This is a genomic window from Planosporangium thailandense, assembly GCF_011947195.1.
Taxonomy (GTDB): domain Bacteria; phylum Actinomycetota; class Actinomycetes; order Mycobacteriales; family Micromonosporaceae; genus Planosporangium; species Planosporangium thailandense.
Genome location: NZ_JAATVY010000018.1, coordinates 1 through 14,277 on the forward strand (window position 1 = coordinate 1; position 14,277 = coordinate 14,277).

The window sequence follows — 14,277 nt, forward strand, 5'->3', positions numbered from 1 at the left end:
CTCGACGGTCAGCCCCGGCAGGACCACGCCGAACTCCTCCCCGCCGTAGCGGGCGAGCAGGTCACCGGGGCGAAGCTGCGAACCCCACGCCGCGACGGCCGCCTTCAGCAGCTCGTCGCCGGCCTGATGACCGAACCGGTCGTTGTAGCGCTTGAAGTGGTCGATGTCCAACAGCGCGACACTGACCGGCGTACGACCCCGGCGCGCCTTGGCCAGCTCCCGCGGCAGCTCCAGCTCCCACGCGCGCCGGTTCGGCACCCCGGTCAACCCGTCGTTGTGCGCCAACGCCGCCAACTGGGTCGCCTGATCCTGCACCCGCGACACCAGACCCGAGATACGCGCCACCACCAGCAGGAACAGCGCGACCGAACCGGCACTGACCGCCAGCCAGTCGATGCGGTGGTGGGTGGCGCCCTGCCAGAAGAGGATCGCGGGGGCGAACAGAGAGGTGCCCGCGAGCACCATCAGACGGACCCGGCTGATGCGCGGCGCCCGGTCGGGCGCGACCTCCGACAGCGACCGCATGGACGGGTGCAGGGCACTGGCGCCGAGCAGCAGGTACGCGACGAGCCAGGTGGCGTCGAACGCCCCGGTCTCGTATCCGGTCGCGGTGTTGAGCACGCTGAAGCCCACGTCGGCGAACATCGTCATCCCCTGGGCCGCCGCCAGCAGCCAGTAGCTGGGCGTACGGGCGCCGGGCGTGGTCAGCACCCGCGCCAGCATCGCCAGGAGCAGGACGTCGCCGGCGGGGTACGCCACGGAGATGATCCGGGCCGCGATGCCCTGTGACGAGTCGGTCGCCAGCGGCTCCATCAGGAACACCCAGGACAGCAGGCCCAGGCCGGTGGAGATGATCGCGGCGTCGAGCAGGCCCGCCCGGTCCCGTCCGGACGTCCGGCCCTTGATCAGAACGAACAGGCCGACCGCGGTCAGGGGGAACTGCAGCAGATAGAACACGTCCGCGACCGACGGGTACGGAGTGTCGTGCCGTACCAGCTCGTAGTAGTCGAACAGCGTGTCCCCGATCACCAGCGCAGCCTGGCCCGCCGCCAGGAAGTACCACAACGCGGGCCGGGAGGGGCGGTGCATCCGGACGCCGACGAGGATCGCGACGACGGTCGCCGCCCCGATCCCCTCGTTCAGCGCGGCGTTGGCCAGGCTGGGCCGCGGGACGAGCAGGAACACGCCGATGGCGAGGGCGCCGACGACCGTCCACCGCGACCACGCCGACCAACCGGATCGGAGACTCATACCACCCCCATCGGCAGGCCGGGCACGGCATTTAGGAGTACGCCGCCCGGGGGTGAGCCACGGTATCCGGCCCCCGCCGGCGCGGGTAAGCAGAACACAGCCGGGTAGCTGCCGGCGAGGTCCACCGAGTCGAGTTCACCCCGTCGAGTTCACCTGCCGAGGCGCAACGTCGAGGTGCTTATGAGAAGAGGATTTGCGGCGGTGGGAGCCACGGTTCTCGCGCTCCTCGCCTCGGGCATCGTCTTCACACCACCCGCACGGGCCGACACCGGGATGCGGGTACGCGACGGCCGCCTCGTCGAAGCCAACGGCCACGACCTGGTCCTGCGCGGCATCAACCATTCGTACGCCTGGTACCCCAGCCAGACCGGCGTCTTCGCCGAGGTCAAGGCGGCCGGCGCAAACGCGATCCGGCTCTCGCTGATCATCGGCCAGCGCTGGAAACCGGCCACCACGGCGGCCGACCTGTCCGCGGCCATCGCGCTGTGCAAGCGGAGCCGGCTCATCTGCATCTTCGAGGCACAGGACACGATGGGCCAGGGCCAGCAGGACGGCGCCGCAACGATCGACCAGGCCGTCGACTACTGGATCAGTGTCCGCAGCGCGCTCGTCGGGCAGGAGAACTACGTCATCGTCAACGTCGCCGACGAACCGTTCGGCTACCACCGCGACGCGACCTGGACCCAGGACACGATACGGGCCATCGGCCGGCTGCGCGCGGCGGGCTTCCAGCACACCCTGATGGTCGGCGGGCCCGACTGGGGGCAGGACGACTCGTTCACGATGCGCGACAACGCCGCGAAGGTGGAGGCCGCCGACCCTGCCCGCAACACCGTCTTCGACGTCCACATGTACGGGATGTTCAACACGCCCGCGAAGGTCCGCGACTATCTCCAGTCGTTCATCAAGCGCCGGCTGCCGATCGTCGTGGGTGAGTTCTCGGCCAACCACCCCTACGGCAGGCCCGCCGTCGACGCGGTGATGCAGTACTGCCAGGCGTATCGCATCGGCTTCCTGGGCTGGTCGTGGAGCGGCAACACCGAGGCGGCCTATCTGGACATGGTGAAGAACTTCAACCCGAGCCTCCGTACGCCCTGGGGGGTGCGGTTCCTCACCGGGGTCAACGGGCTGCGCACCAACTCGGACCAGGCGACCATCTTCGGCGGCACGGCGCAGCGGGTGCGGGCCCCGAAACGGTGGCAGTGGTCGGACCTGCTGCCCTGGGCGGCGGCGGCGTCGGCGGCGTCGACGACGGCCCCTGCCGGCCGGTACCCGTCCTGGCCGCCGTCCACCGATGGACGCCCGCGGGTGCCGCACCTGGCGGCGGCCTTCGCGCCCGGGTACGGCTCCGGCCGGTCCGCGTCGACGCGGCCGGCGGGCCGCTGGCCGGCCTGGTCGCTCGGATCACGGTGAGGTCACGGTGAGGATCAGTGTCAGGGTCACGGTGAGTCTCAGTCTGGGACGCGCCCAGCCATCGGGGCTACGTCTACTCGTCGTGGATGTAGACGCCACCACGGAAGAGCGAGACGACGGCGCCCGCCCCCGCCAGGACCGCGGCGAGGACGAAGACTACGACCAGGCCGTCGTGAAACGGCCCCGACAGCAGCGCGGGGAAGAACTTCTTGCTGGTCAGAGTCGCCACCGTTGAGGCCGGCAGCCGGTGCAGCACGCCGGCGGAGTTCAGCAGCGAGGCGATCGGGTTGCTGCCGAGGAACGCCGCGAACATCAGCCCGACCGGCGGCACGGCGGCGACGGCGGCCACCGCCGGACCCGGTACGCCCTGGGCGGCGAGCCCGGAGCGCAGCGCGCCCGGTAGCGAGCTCGACAGCCCCGCGACCAGCAGCGAGAAGAAGACCCCCATGGACAGCACCATGCCGGCGTTCTGGAACGTGGCCCGGATGCCGGAGGCCACGCCGCGCTGCCCGGCGGGCACCGCGTTCATCACGGCTGTGGTGTTGGGAGCGGAGAACAGCCCGGAACCGACGCCGTTGAAGAACAGCAGCACCGCGAACTCCGGGTAGCTGAAGTCGACCGGGATCAGCAGCAGCCCGATGAACGTCACGGCCATCATGATCAGACCACCGGTGGCGAAGATCTTGGCGCCGTACCGGTCGGACAGGTAGCCGGACACCGGCCCGGCGGCGACGAAGCCGATCGTGAGCGGCAGCAGGTAGATGCCGGCCCACAGCGGCGTGTCCTCGAAGTTGTAACCGTGCAGGGGCAGCCAGATGCCCTGCAGCCAGATGATGAGCATGAACTGCAGGCCACCGCGGGCGATCGCGTTGAACAGGGCGGCCGCGTTGCCGGCCCAGAACGCCTGGATGCGGAACAGGCCGAGATGGAACATCGGCTGCGCGACCCTGGTCTCGATCACGCAGAAGACGACCAGGAGTACCAGCCCGCCGGCGAGGCCGGCGACCACCCAGGGGTTGGTCCAGCCCTCGGTGTGGCCGCCGTACGGCTGGATGCCGTACGTGATCGCGGCGAGCACGGCGGTCAGTCCGGCCGCCAGGGTGAGGTTGCCCCACCAGTCGACGCGTACGCCGGCCCGCCGTGCCGCCGTCTCGCGCAGGTTGCGGTAGGCCCACCAGGTCCCCACGGCGCCGACGACGACGCTGACCCAGAAGATGGCCCGCCAGTGCCACGCCGACAGGATGCCGCCGAGGACCAGCCCGATGAAGCTGCCGGCGAGGCCCGCCACCTGGTTGACCCCGAGCGCCGTACCGCGCTGCCGGGCCGGGAAGGCGTCGGTGAGGATCGCCGTCGAGTTGGCCATCATCATCGCGCCGCCGACGCCCTGGACCAGCCGCCACCCGATCAGCCAGAGCGCGCCGGCCTGGCCGCCGGCCGGGGTCAGCGCGAGGGCCACCGACGACGCGGTGAACACCGCGAACCCCGCGCTGTAGATGCGCACTCGCCCGTACATGTCGCCCAGCCGGCCCAGGCTCACCACGAGCACCGCCGTGACCAGCATGTACCCCATGAGCATCCACAGCAGGTAGCCGACGTTGCCGGGCGCCAGCGGGTTGAGGTGGATCCCGTTGAAGATCGCCGGTAACGAGATGATCAGAATGGAGGCGTTAACGGTGGCCAGAAGCATGCCCAGCGTCGTGTTGGACAGTACGGACCATTTGTAGGGCACCCGGCCGCCGGCCCGGGTCGCCGGCAGGGCTTCGGTCTTGGCGGTGGGCATGACACTCCCGAAAATAGTTAGCTTAAGCTAAGGATATGCCTGGCGGGTGGCCATCCCGCCACGTACCCACCTCACGGAGGCAGCGATCACGATGTACGACGCGATGCTGGCGGAGACCGTCACCATCAGCGGCCACGGCGGGGACGAGATCGAGGCGTACCTCGCCCGTCCCCTGGGCCCCGGCCCCTACGGCGCGGTGGTGGTCATCCACCACATGCCCGGCTACGACGCCGCGACCAAGGAGATCACCCGCAAGTTCGCCGCCCACGGGTACCTGGCGATCTGCCCCAACCTGTACAGCCGGGAGGCGCCCGGCGCGAGCCCCGATGACGCCGCCGCCACGGCCCGGGCCAACGGCGGGGTACCCGACGAGCGGCTCGTCGGTGACGTCGGCGGGGCCGCGGCCTACCTGCGCGGCCTGAACTCCTCGAACGGCAAGGTCGGCGTCATCGGGTACTGCTCCGGCGGCCGTCAGTCGTTCCTGGCCGCCTGCAACCTCGACCTGGACGCTGCCGTCGACTGCTACGGCGCGTTCGTCGTCGGCACCCCACCGGAGGGCTACCCGCTCCAGGTCAAGCCCCTGAACGACATCGCCGACCGGCTGTCCTGCCCGCTGCTGGGGCTGTTCGGCGGCGAGGACAAGTACCCGTCGCCGGAGCAGACCGCCGAACTGGACCAGCTGCTCACCAAGCTCGGCAAGGAGCACGAGTTCCACACGTACGACGACGCCGGGCACGCGTTCTTCGCCGTCAACCGGCCGAACTACCGGCCGGAGGCGGCCGTCGACGGCTGGAACAAGGTCTTCGACTTCTTCGGCCGCCACCTGAGCGCGTAAGGAGCGCCACCATGTGCACCTACCTGACCGAGAAGATCGAGATCGAGGGCAGCGGCAAGGGCCCACAGGGCTGGTTCGCGCTCAGCCACGCGACCGTGTACGTCGACCACCCGGTACACGCGCCGCAGGAACACACCCTCAACATCGACTTCCTCAACCCGGCGGCCGGCCCGTCCGCGCGGGTGGCCGTCGAGCTGACCGAGGAGGCGGCGCTGGCCCTCGCCGACGCCATCCGGGCGGCGCTGGCCAGCGCCCCGCCCGGCCTGGCCAGCGCCCGCCAGGGCGCGTAGCGCACTTCGCGCGGATCTTGGACACTTGCGCGGGCTATAGGCCGCGCAAGTGTCCAAGATCGCCAGTCGCGGTCCGGGTGGAGGGCATCGGTTCAGCCGTCGACAATGGCTGCAAGCTGGTACCGCTGCGTGTCATCGGGGTCGTACTCGGTGGTCGAAAGTTCAACCGCGTGCGCGTGCTCCAGGACCCGGTAGACATGGGCGCACCGGGGCTCGATTGTCACCAGATCCCCCGCTGTCAATTCGACCGAGGACCGTTCGCCGGTATCCACGTCTTCGTACAGCGCCAGGAGACGGCCCTGGATCAGATACATGATCTCGGTCTTACGCTCGTGAAAATGGTTGCCGCGCAGCCTTGGGGCATCCGGACGGAACTCGACGTACGCCAAGAACCGGTACGCCACACCATTGACGATCTGTGCCAGCTCACCGGCCGACGACACGACGCGGCCTCCGCCGTCGGGAACAGGTGGCGACACCACTGGCAGGCGCCGGATCCTGACCTTGTCCATCGAGCCATCCTAGGCGCGGACGTCCGGTCACACCGCGATCGCGGCCAAGTCGACAGTCCGCGATCCTGCCCAGAGCCGCTCGACGGCAATGAAGTACTTGGCGATCAGCGGCGTGCGTCCGCCTGAGTCGAGCGCGAACTCGTACACCGGGGAGTCGGCAGCGTCGACCAGTGGCAGATACGGGATCAGGCGCAGCCATCCGTCGACGAGAAGTATGTTCATGCTCGGCGGACCCATGTAGACCCGTGCCTGGACATTCTCCTCGGGGTAGCCCGCATCAACAGCGGTAGCTCGGTGCCGCCCGCAGGTGAAGAGGACGTCTTCGATCTCACCGGCCTGACGAATGCTCGGGCACAAACGCGTCGTCAGCTCCGGCTCAGCCATCAGTGGACCGTCCGGGTCCGACACGACGACCCGCAGTCGCGCCCCGTTGGCGATCGCGCATCGCACTGCTGACTGGTACTGCGAAACCATCGCGGCGTAGCCGGTGTGCGCGGCAAAGAAGATCTCATCAGCACTGCGGATTCGCCGCGCGACCGCACGATTGTCCTCCTCGGCCAGGTCCGGGTGGATGGTTGGCGCGTCCGGGCTTCTGGCGGCGAAAGCCTGCCCGGTTGGCTCGTGCCTCGCAGGTAGGTCGATCGGCCCCACGGCGAAAAGCTCTTCGGCTCGCCAACCGGGGAACATCGCTTCAAGGATCCGACAGGCGTCCGGGTACGGAAGCCCTTTGAGCTCGCCCGACAGCCACCGATGGAACTGCGCCCGACTCGGCCACATGCCAACGAGAGACGAATCGATACACCGTGCCACACGGTCGTACTCCTGGCAGAACGTCCGATACGTCTGCCAATGCCGATCCACCAACAGCGCTTTGAGTCTTGGCAGCTTGGCGGTCAAGTCGCCAGCCCTCCTCGGAGATAAGGAGAGCTGACCGTATCGCCTGACGAGACCAAGACGAGACGGCATAGGGGCGAGATGTTCGGGATGAGACAAAGCCGGTAATGCGGCGAGACAGGCCGATACGACAGTCTTGGGCCATCTCCGCACGGTCCACCGGTGTCCGCCCGCTCGAGTATCGAGTGCCAGATTTCCGACCGCCCGTTTACCCCGTTATCTGCCGGAGCCAGACCATGGTTTCACCGCCACTTTTCGACTCGAGCAAGCCACCGGTCGATCCCCCGGCCGGTTGTCCACGCCCGTTGGTATGGCGGCTGGCCCGCGCTCTCTGGCAGGCGCACCAGCCGGCCGCCGACGGCTTCTGCCAGCAGTGCGGACGGGCCAACCAGCTCTACCCGTGCCCGCTGTCGCGGCTGGCGCTCGCGGGGCTGGCGTACGCCTGCGGTGTACCGGCCGGCCGGGGCGGCTGGGCGATCTTCGTACGCCGGCGCCGGCAGTCCGGCCGGTGGTGACGCCGGTGGGCGTGTACCGGTCACAGGTCGTCGCGTTCGCGCAGTACGCGACCAGCCAGGTCGCCCACCACCGGCAAGTCCTCGCGCTGCACCGGGCCGACGGTACCGGCTGCTGCCGGCACTGCGGCCGGGTCTGGCCGTGTGAACAAGTGGTTCACGGCAGGCACATGGTCGACCACTTCAGCGAGTGGGCCCTCGACGACGACGCCACCCCAGCGCGCGACACGTAGTACCTATGCCTGGTCCTCCTCGACCTCGATGGCCGCGGCCGGGCACAGCTCCGCCGCCTGCCGCACCCCTTCCCGCAGCGCAGCCGGTACTTCAGCAAGCCGCACGAGCACCAACCCTTCCGCGTCGTCCTGGTCGAACACGTCCGGGACGGTCATGACACAGTTTCCCGAGCCGCAGCAGCGGTCCCGGTCGGCGCGCACCCGCATGAGGCCCCCCTCTCCAGCGCTGTCACCAGGTCACCGGCAGCTTCTGCAGGCCGTGGATGAACGAGGGGCGCACCGCGACCTCGTCGGGTGGTACGGCCAGCCGCAGCGTGGGCAGCCGCTGCGCCAGCGCGGCCAGGGCGATGCGCAGCTCGGTGCGGGCCAGGGGCTGGCCGATGCACTGGTGTACGCCGAATCCGAACGCGACGTGGTGCTGACCGCCGCGGTCGACGTCGAACCGGTCGGCGTCGACGAAGACCGCCTCGTCGCGGTTGGCTGCCGGCAGGAGCGCGATGACCCCTTCCCCGGCCCTGATCTGCTGGCCGCCGACCACGGCGTCCTCGACCGCGATCCGCGGCAGCCCGCTGCGCACGATCGTGAGGTACCGCAGCAGCTCCTCCACCAGTGCCGGGGCGCGACCGGGATCGACGCCCAGCGCCTCGAACTGCTCGCGGTGCCGGAGCAGGACGAGCGTGCTCAGGCCGATCATGTTCGCGGTCGTCTCGTGCCCGGCAACCAGCAGGAGCAGGGCCATGCCGATGGCCTCGTCGTGGGTGAGCTGGCCGTCGCGCAGGCGGTGGGCGACGAGCCGGCCCAGCAGGTCGTCGCCGCCGTCGCGCTCCTTGGCGGTGACGAGCCGGCTGAGGTAGTCCTGCAGCTCGTCGGCGGCGGCCTGCGCGTCGGCCACCGAGGTGGTGTTGCTCAGCAGCACCCTGCTGCGGCTCTGGAAGAAGTCGTGGTCGTCGTAGGGCACGCCGAGCAGGTGGCAGATGACCAGGGACGGGACCGGGAGCGCGAACGACGCGACCAGATCGGCCGGCGGTCCGGCGGCGATCATGTCGTCGAGGAAGCCTTCGACCGTGCGCTGGATCAGTGGTTCGAGGCGACGCACGCTCTTGATCATGAATTCGGGGGTGAGCATGCGGCGGTAGCGGCCGTGCTCGGGCGGGTCCATCCGGATGAAGACGCCCGCCCGGTCGCGCGCGTCGCGCTGCGCCGGCAGCGGCCGCAGCAGCGGAAAGCCCGGCTTCATGATGTCGGCGCTGAACGCCGGGCTGCGCAGCACCTCACGCACGTCGGCGAGCTGTGTGAGCAGCCAGGCCCACCCGCCCGTCGGCAGCGCGACGCGGGTGATCGGTCCCTGTTCCGGCAGCCGCTCCTGGTAGGCCAGCGGATCGAAGGGGTTGTCGTTGAGCTCCGGGAAGGGGAACGACGGAAGATCGGTAGCGGTGGTCCCTGGCATGTCGACGCCTCCCTGGGGACGACAGTGCGGGTGCTCCTCGCAGTTCCCAAAGTTACCCCGAAGCCCTCCTCCGCCGGGCGATCCGGTCACCCTTTGCCATAACGGCAAAACTCCGGCTCAGGCGCGTTCCGAGCATCGCCTCAGCGGGCACCGAGCAGGTGCTCCACCGCGAGCTGGGTGAGGTGGACCGCCCCGAGCCCGCGCTCGCCCGCCGCATCGGCGTCGAAGTCCTCGTACGCGCTGCGATCGGCGAGCAGGTCGGCGTACGTCTCCCCGGCGGCGAGGGTCGGTGCCGACAGCGCCGCGACCCGGCTCGCCGCGCGGGCGGCCTGCACCTCGGGATCGGCGCGGAACGCCGCCGCGCGCTCCTTGAGCAGCAGGTACGTGCGCATGTTCGCCGCCGCCGAGGCCCATACGCCGGCGGCGTTCTCGGTACGCGCGGGCTTGTAGTCGAAGTGCCGGGGTCCGTCGTAGGCCGGGCCGCCGTCGGACCCGTGCTCGATCAGGTCCACCAGGAAGAAGGCGTTGAGCAGATCGCCGTGACCGAACACGAGATCCTGGTCGAACTTGATGCCGCGCTGGCCGTTGAGGTCGATGTGGAACAGCTTGCCCTGCCACAGCGCCTGCGCGATGCCGGCGGCGACGTTGAGCCCGGCCATCTGCTCGTGGCCGACCTCCGGGTTGACGCCGACGAGCTCACGGTGCTCCAACTCGGAGATGAACGCGAGCGCGTGGCCGACGGTCGGCAGCAGGATGTCACCTCGCGGCTCGTTGGGCTTGGGCTCGATGGCGAAGCGGATCCCGTACCCGCGGTCGACGACGTACTGGGCCAGCAGGTCGATGGCCTCGCGGTAGCGGTCGAGCGCGGCCCGGATGTCCTTGGCCGCGTCGGACTCCGCGCCCTCCCGCCCGCCCCAGAACACGTACGTCTGCGCGCCCAGCGCCGCGGCGAGGTCGAGGTTGCGCATCACCTTGCGGAGGGCGTACCGGCGGATGTCGCGGTCGTTGCTGGTGAACGCGCCGTCCTTGAACACCGGGTGGGTGAACAGGTTGGTGGTGGCCATCGGCACGACCAGGCCCGTCTCAGCCAGCGCAGCCTGGAAGCGGAAGATCTGCTTGTCGCGCGCGGCGTCGTCGCTGCCGTACGGGACGAGGTCGTCGTCGTGGAAGGTCACGCCGTACGCGCCGAGCTCGGCGAGCCGGTGCACGGTCTCCACCGGGTCGAGCGGCGGGCGGGTGGCGTCGCCGAACGGGTCGCGCCCCTGCCAACCCACGGTCCACAGGCCGAACGAGAACTTGTCTACCTTGCTCGGACCGGTGGTCATTTCGTCACTCCCCGGGGTGGCTGACGGTGTGCGGTGACCGTAGGTACGGCCCGATCCCGCCGTCAAGGCCGACGATCACGGCGATCCCGACCGTACAAGTCGGACTTACCGGATCAACCGGTCGTTATATGTCCACCGAATGAAGGCGGGGTCGCCAAATTGTTATCGGCGGCAACAAACTCGTCCCGCCAGACCATTGCGCAAGAGCGATGGATCGGAATACGTTGCCGGGCACAACAAACCGCAACGACCGGGTTTGCCGAGGCCAGGACCTGCTTCGGTGGCCCGGTCTCCCCCGGTCCCGGCCGACGGGTCGCACGGCGCCACGCTGCGTCGACCCGGATCCGGACACCAAGCAGCACACCGCACCCCCCGAACCGCCGCTTCCGCGGCAGCCCACCCGAAAGGATCCGTGCCCATGCGCAGAGGCATTCTTGCCCTCGCCGTCGCGGTCGTCGCGGCCGGCGGCATGGCCGCCTGCGGCAACAGCAACAAGTCGTCGAGCGGCAACGGCAGTTCCGAGACCAAGACGCCGAAGATCGGTGTCATCCTGCCTGACAGCAAGACGTCGGCCCGTTGGGAGACTGCGGACCGCAAGTTCCTCCAGCAGGCGTTCGACGCGGCCGGTGTCAAGGCCGACATCCAGAACGCGCAGGGTGACAAGACCGCGTTCCAGACCATCGCCGACCAGATGATCACCAACGGCGCGACCGTCCTGATGATCGTCAACCTGGACAGCGGCACCGGCAAGGCCGTCCTCGACAAGGCCAAGTCCCAGGGCGTGGCGACGATCGACTACGACCGGCTGACCCTCGGCGGCGGCGCGCAGTACTACGTCAGCTTCGACAACACCAAGGTCGGCGAACTGCAGGGTCAGGGCCTGGTGAAGTGCCTGGCCGACAAGGGCGCGCAGAAGCCCGTCGTCGCGGAGCTCAACGGCTCGCCGACCGACAACAACGCCACGCTGTTCAAGAACGGCTACGACTCGGTCCTCAAGCCCAAGTACGACTCGGGCGAGTACGTCAAGGGCCCCGACGTGGCCGTGCCCGACTGGGACAACGCCCAGGCCGCCACCATCTTCGAGCAGATGCTGACCCAGAAGCCCGACATCAAGGGCGTACTGGCCGCCAACGACGGCCTCGGCAACGCCGCCATCACGGTGCTCAAGAAGCAGAAGCTCAACGGGCAGGTGCCGGTGACCGGTCAGGACGCCACCGTCCAGGGCCTGCAGAACATCCTCGCCGGCGACCAGTGCATGACCGTCTACAAGGCCGTCAAGAAGGAGGCCCAGGCCGCCGCCGACCTGGCCATCTCGCTCGCCAAGGGCCAGAAGAAGGCCGTTGACGGCAAGGTCACCGACCCGACCACCAAGAAGGACGTGCCGTCGGTGCTGCTGACCCCGGTCGCCATCACCAAGGACAACGTCAAGGACGTCGTCGACGACGGCTACGTCAGCGCCGCCGACCTGTGCACCGGCGACTTCGCCGCCAAGTGCACCGCGGCCGGCATCAAGTAGCCGCAGCCGAGCCCGACCCTGTCAGTACGCATCGATTCGGCTCGGCGCAGTGGCGGTGCCTCCCTCCGGCACCGCCACTGCGCCGCCTCACGGAAGGGAACCGGCGTGGCGGCCACCCCCCTGTTGGAAGTGCGCGGGATCAACAAAAGCTTCGGTCCCGTGCAGGTTCTGCGCGACGTCGACTTCGCCATCTACCCGGGCGAGGTCACCGCGCTCGTCGGCGACAACGGCGCCGGCAAGTCCACATTGGTGAAATGCATCGGCGGGATCCACCCGATCGACTCCGGCGAGTACTACGTCGAAGGCCAGCCGGTCACCGTCCACTCCCCGCGCGACGCCGCGCAGCTCGGGGTGGAGATCGTCTACCAGGACCTCGCCCTCTGCGACAACCTCGACATCGTCCAGAACATGTTCCTCGGCCGGGAGCGCCGCAACGGCCTCGTGCTCGACGAGATCACGATGGAGCAGTTGGCCACCAACACCCTCGCCTCGCTCTCGGTCCGCACCGTCAAGTCGGTGCGCCAACTGGTGGCCAGCCTCTCCGGTGGGCAGCGCCAGACCGTCGCCATCGCCAAGGCCGTGCTGTGGAACAGCCGGGTCGTCATCCTCGACGAGCCCACCGCGGCGCTCGGCGTCGCGCAGACGGCCCAGGTGCTCGAACTGGTCCGCCGCCTGGCCGACACCGGCCACGCGGTCGTCCTGATCTCACACAACATGAACGACGTCTTCGCCGTCTCCGACCGCATCGCCGCGCTCTACCTGGGCCGGATGGCCGCCCAGGTGAAGGCGACCGACGTCACCCACGCCCAGGTCGTGGAGCTGATCACCGCCGGCCGCAGCGGTGACCTGGGGCTGGCGCCGACCGGCGCCGAGACCGTGAACGGAGTGCAGTCATGAGCGAGCGAAGCGAGCGAATCATCAGACTCAGCGCGTGTGAGCCTCATGCCGCCGCCGAGCGCAGCGAGGTGGCGGCATGAGCAACATCGTCGTCACGTCCGAACAGCCGCCGGTCGACGCCGGGCAGCGGCCCCCGGCCGGGCTGGCCGCGTACGCGCGCAACTACGGCGCCCGGGTACGCGGCGGCGACATGGGCGCGCTGCCGGCACTCCTCGGGCTCGTCGTGCTCTGTGTCGGCTTCGGCATCGCCCGGCCGGTCTTCTTCAGCGCGACCAACTTCGCCAACCTGTTCACCCAGGGCGCCGCGGTCGTCGCCATCGCGATGGGCCTGGTCTTCGTCCTGCTGCTCGGCGAGATCGACCTGTCGGCCGGCTTCGCCAGCGGCGTCTGCGGAGCCGTCCTCGCGGTGCTGCTCACCGAGCACCACCTGCCCTGGTACGTCGCCGTCCTGGCCGCCCTCGTCACCGGCGTGGTGATCGGAACGATCATCGGGCTGCTCGTCGCCAAGGTCGGCATCCCGTCGTTCGTCGTCACCCTCGCCGGGTTCCTCGCCTTCCAGGGCGTCCTGCTGCTGCTGGTCAACAACGGCACCAACATCTCGGTCACCGACCCGACCATCAAGGCCATCGACAGCGACGGCCAGCTCCCGCCGGCCGTGAGCTGGGTGCTGCTGATCCTCACGGTCGTCGCCTTCGCCGCCGTGCGACTCACCCGGCGCGCGGGCCGCATCAAGCGCGGTCTCGTCGCGGAGCCGCTGTCGGTGATCATCCTCCGGGTCGGCGCGCTCGCCGTGATCGGCGGCGTGGCGGTGTACGTGCTGAACCTGGAGCGCAGTCGCAACCCCGCCGTGGTCTCGCTGCGCGGGGTCCCGCTCGTCGTGCTCATCCTCGCCGTCATCGCGGTGCTCTGGACGTTCGTGCTGAGCCGCACCGCGTACGGCCGGCACATCTACGCCGTCGGCGGCAACCGGGAAGCGGCCCGCCGCGCGGGCATCAACGTCGACCGGATCCGGATCTCGGTGTTCGTCATCGGTTCGACGATGGCCGCCGTCGGCGGCATCATCGCCGTGTCCCGGGCCAACTCGGTCGACCCGAACACCGGCGGCAGCAACGTGCTGCTGTACGCGGTCGGCGCGGCCGTCATCGGCGGCACCAGCCTCTTCGGCGGCAAGGGACGCGTCATCGACGCGGTGCTCGGCGGCGCGCTGATGGCGGTCATCGAGAACGGCATGGGCCTGATGGGGGTCAGCGCCGGGATCAAGTACGCCTTCACCGGTGCCGTATTGTTGCTCGCCGCCGGTGTGGACGCGCTTTCCCGTCGCCGGGCCGCCGCGGCCGGCCTGCGATAAGTGGCGCGGGGAACAGAGAGCATC

At 69.4% G+C, this 14,277-nt stretch carries 15 protein-coding genes; 8 read left to right on the plus strand and 7 right to left on the minus strand.

Annotated features, from left to right (window positions below; genetic code table 11):
* The coding region (locus HC031_RS34005; RefSeq protein ID WP_167927257.1) for a GGDEF domain-containing protein at window positions 1-1,251 on the minus strand (1,251 nt) is incomplete at its 3' end.
* Window positions 1,252-1,452: 201 nt separating this feature from the next.
* Here HC031_RS34005 and HC031_RS21870 point away from each other — a divergent pair.
* Window positions 1,453-2,664 (plus strand): cellulase family glycosylhydrolase, encoded by a 1,212-nt coding sequence (locus HC031_RS21870; RefSeq protein ID WP_167927258.1) that lies wholly within the window; start codon window positions 1,453-1,455, stop codon window positions 2,662-2,664.
* Window positions 2,665-2,737: 73 nt separating this feature from the next.
* Here the strand turns inward: HC031_RS21870 and HC031_RS21875 are convergent, their stop codons facing one another.
* Window positions 2,738-4,444 (minus strand): MFS transporter, encoded by a 1,707-nt coding sequence (locus HC031_RS21875; protein WP_167927259.1) that lies wholly within the window; start codon window positions 4,442-4,444, stop codon window positions 2,738-2,740.
* A gap of 46 nt (window positions 4,445-4,490) precedes the next feature.
* On the opposite strand from HC031_RS21875, the gene HC031_RS21880 reads away from it, so the two are divergent.
* Entirely contained in the window at window positions 4,491-5,279 is a 789-nt protein-coding gene (locus HC031_RS21880; RefSeq protein WP_205863072.1) for a dienelactone hydrolase family protein, read from the plus strand.
* An 11-nt stretch (window positions 5,280-5,290) separates the two neighbouring features.
* A complete protein-coding gene (locus tag HC031_RS21885) occupies window positions 5,291-5,569 on the plus strand; it encodes a DUF6295 family protein (RefSeq protein WP_167927260.1) in 279 nt (92 codons plus the stop codon).
* A 92-nt stretch (window positions 5,570-5,661) separates the two neighbouring features.
* Here HC031_RS21885 and HC031_RS21890 read toward each other — a convergent pair whose 3' ends face one another.
* Entirely contained in the window at window positions 5,662-6,081 is a 420-nt protein-coding gene (locus HC031_RS21890; protein WP_167927261.1) for a cupin domain-containing protein, read from the minus strand.
* A 27-nt stretch (window positions 6,082-6,108) separates the two neighbouring features.
* Window positions 6,109-6,978: a hypothetical protein gene (locus HC031_RS21895; protein WP_167927262.1), complete on the minus strand. Its 870-nt coding sequence runs from the start codon at window positions 6,976-6,978 to the stop codon at window positions 6,109-6,111.
* A 233-nt stretch (window positions 6,979-7,211) separates the two neighbouring features.
* Between HC031_RS21895 and HC031_RS21900 the strand changes: the two genes are divergently transcribed.
* Both HC031_RS21900 and HC031_RS21905 read left to right on the plus strand, forming a co-directional pair.
* Window positions 7,212-7,490, plus strand: a complete 279-nt coding sequence (locus HC031_RS21900; protein ID WP_167927263.1) for a hypothetical protein — start codon at window positions 7,212-7,214, stop codon at window positions 7,488-7,490.
* A complete protein-coding gene (locus tag HC031_RS21905; protein ID WP_167927264.1) occupies window positions 7,484-7,720 on the plus strand; it encodes a hypothetical protein in 237 nt (78 codons plus the stop codon). Before HC031_RS21900 ends, HC031_RS21905 begins: the two co-directional genes overlap by 7 nt.
* A gap of 3 nt (window positions 7,721-7,723) precedes the next feature.
* Here the strand turns inward: HC031_RS21905 and HC031_RS21910 are convergent, their stop codons facing one another.
* The 3 genes from HC031_RS21910 to xylA form a co-directional block, all read right to left on the minus strand.
* A complete protein-coding gene (locus HC031_RS21910; protein ID WP_167927265.1) occupies window positions 7,724-7,927 on the minus strand; it encodes a ferredoxin in 204 nt (67 codons plus the stop codon).
* Window positions 7,928-7,949: 22 nt separating this feature from the next.
* A complete protein-coding gene (locus HC031_RS21915; protein ID WP_167927266.1) occupies window positions 7,950-9,167 on the minus strand; it encodes a cytochrome P450 in 1,218 nt (405 codons plus the stop codon).
* Between the two features lie 140 nt (window positions 9,168-9,307).
* A complete protein-coding gene (gene xylA, locus HC031_RS21920) occupies window positions 9,308-10,492 on the minus strand; it encodes a xylose isomerase (RefSeq protein ID WP_167927267.1) in 1,185 nt (394 codons plus the stop codon).
* A gap of 418 nt (window positions 10,493-10,910) precedes the next feature.
* Here xylA and HC031_RS21925 point away from each other — a divergent pair, with 418 nt between their 5' ends.
* The 3 genes from HC031_RS21925 to HC031_RS21935 all read left to right on the plus strand — a co-directional run bounded on the left by HC031_RS21925 (window position 10,911) and on the right by HC031_RS21935 (window position 14,253).
* Window positions 10,911-12,008, plus strand: a complete 1,098-nt coding sequence (locus HC031_RS21925; RefSeq protein WP_167927268.1) for a sugar ABC transporter substrate-binding protein — start codon at window positions 10,911-10,913, stop codon at window positions 12,006-12,008.
* Between the two features lie 105 nt (window positions 12,009-12,113).
* Entirely contained in the window at window positions 12,114-12,905 is a 792-nt protein-coding gene (locus tag HC031_RS21930) for an ATP-binding cassette domain-containing protein (RefSeq protein WP_167927269.1), read from the plus strand.
* A gap of 76 nt (window positions 12,906-12,981) precedes the next feature.
* On the plus strand, window positions 12,982-14,253 hold the full coding sequence (locus HC031_RS21935) for a sugar ABC transporter permease (protein ID WP_167927270.1): 1,272 nt from the start codon (window positions 12,982-12,984) through the stop codon (window positions 14,251-14,253).
* Window positions 14,254-14,277: the final 24 nt, after the last annotated feature.

Excerpts from the sequence above, each read along its gene's own strand:
- HC031_RS21875 (WP_167927259.1), bottom strand. The coding sequence starts at position 4,444 with ATGCCCACCGCCAAGACCGAAGCCCTGCCGGCGACCCGGGCCGGCGGC.
- HC031_RS21885 (WP_167927260.1), top strand. The coding sequence starts at position 5,291 with ATGTGCACCTACCTGACCGAGAAGATCGAGATCGAGGGCAGCGGCAAG.
- HC031_RS21890 (WP_167927261.1), bottom strand. The coding sequence starts at position 6,081 with ATGGACAAGGTCAGGATCCGGCGCCTGCCAGTGGTGTCGCCACCTGTT.
- HC031_RS21900 (WP_167927263.1), top strand. The coding sequence starts at position 7,212 with ATGGTTTCACCGCCACTTTTCGACTCGAGCAAGCCACCGGTCGATCCC.
- HC031_RS21910 (WP_167927265.1), bottom strand. The coding sequence starts at position 7,927 with ATGCGGGTGCGCGCCGACCGGGACCGCTGCTGCGGCTCGGGAAACTGT.
- HC031_RS21915 (WP_167927266.1), bottom strand. The coding sequence starts at position 9,167 with ATGCCAGGGACCACCGCTACCGATCTTCCGTCGTTCCCCTTCCCGGAG.
- xylA (WP_167927267.1), bottom strand. The coding sequence starts at position 10,492 with ATGACCACCGGTCCGAGCAAGGTAGACAAGTTCTCGTTCGGCCTGTGG.
- HC031_RS21925 (WP_167927268.1), top strand. The coding sequence starts at position 10,911 with ATGCGCAGAGGCATTCTTGCCCTCGCCGTCGCGGTCGTCGCGGCCGGC.
- HC031_RS21935 (WP_167927270.1), top strand. The coding sequence starts at position 12,982 with ATGAGCAACATCGTCGTCACGTCCGAACAGCCGCCGGTCGACGCCGGG.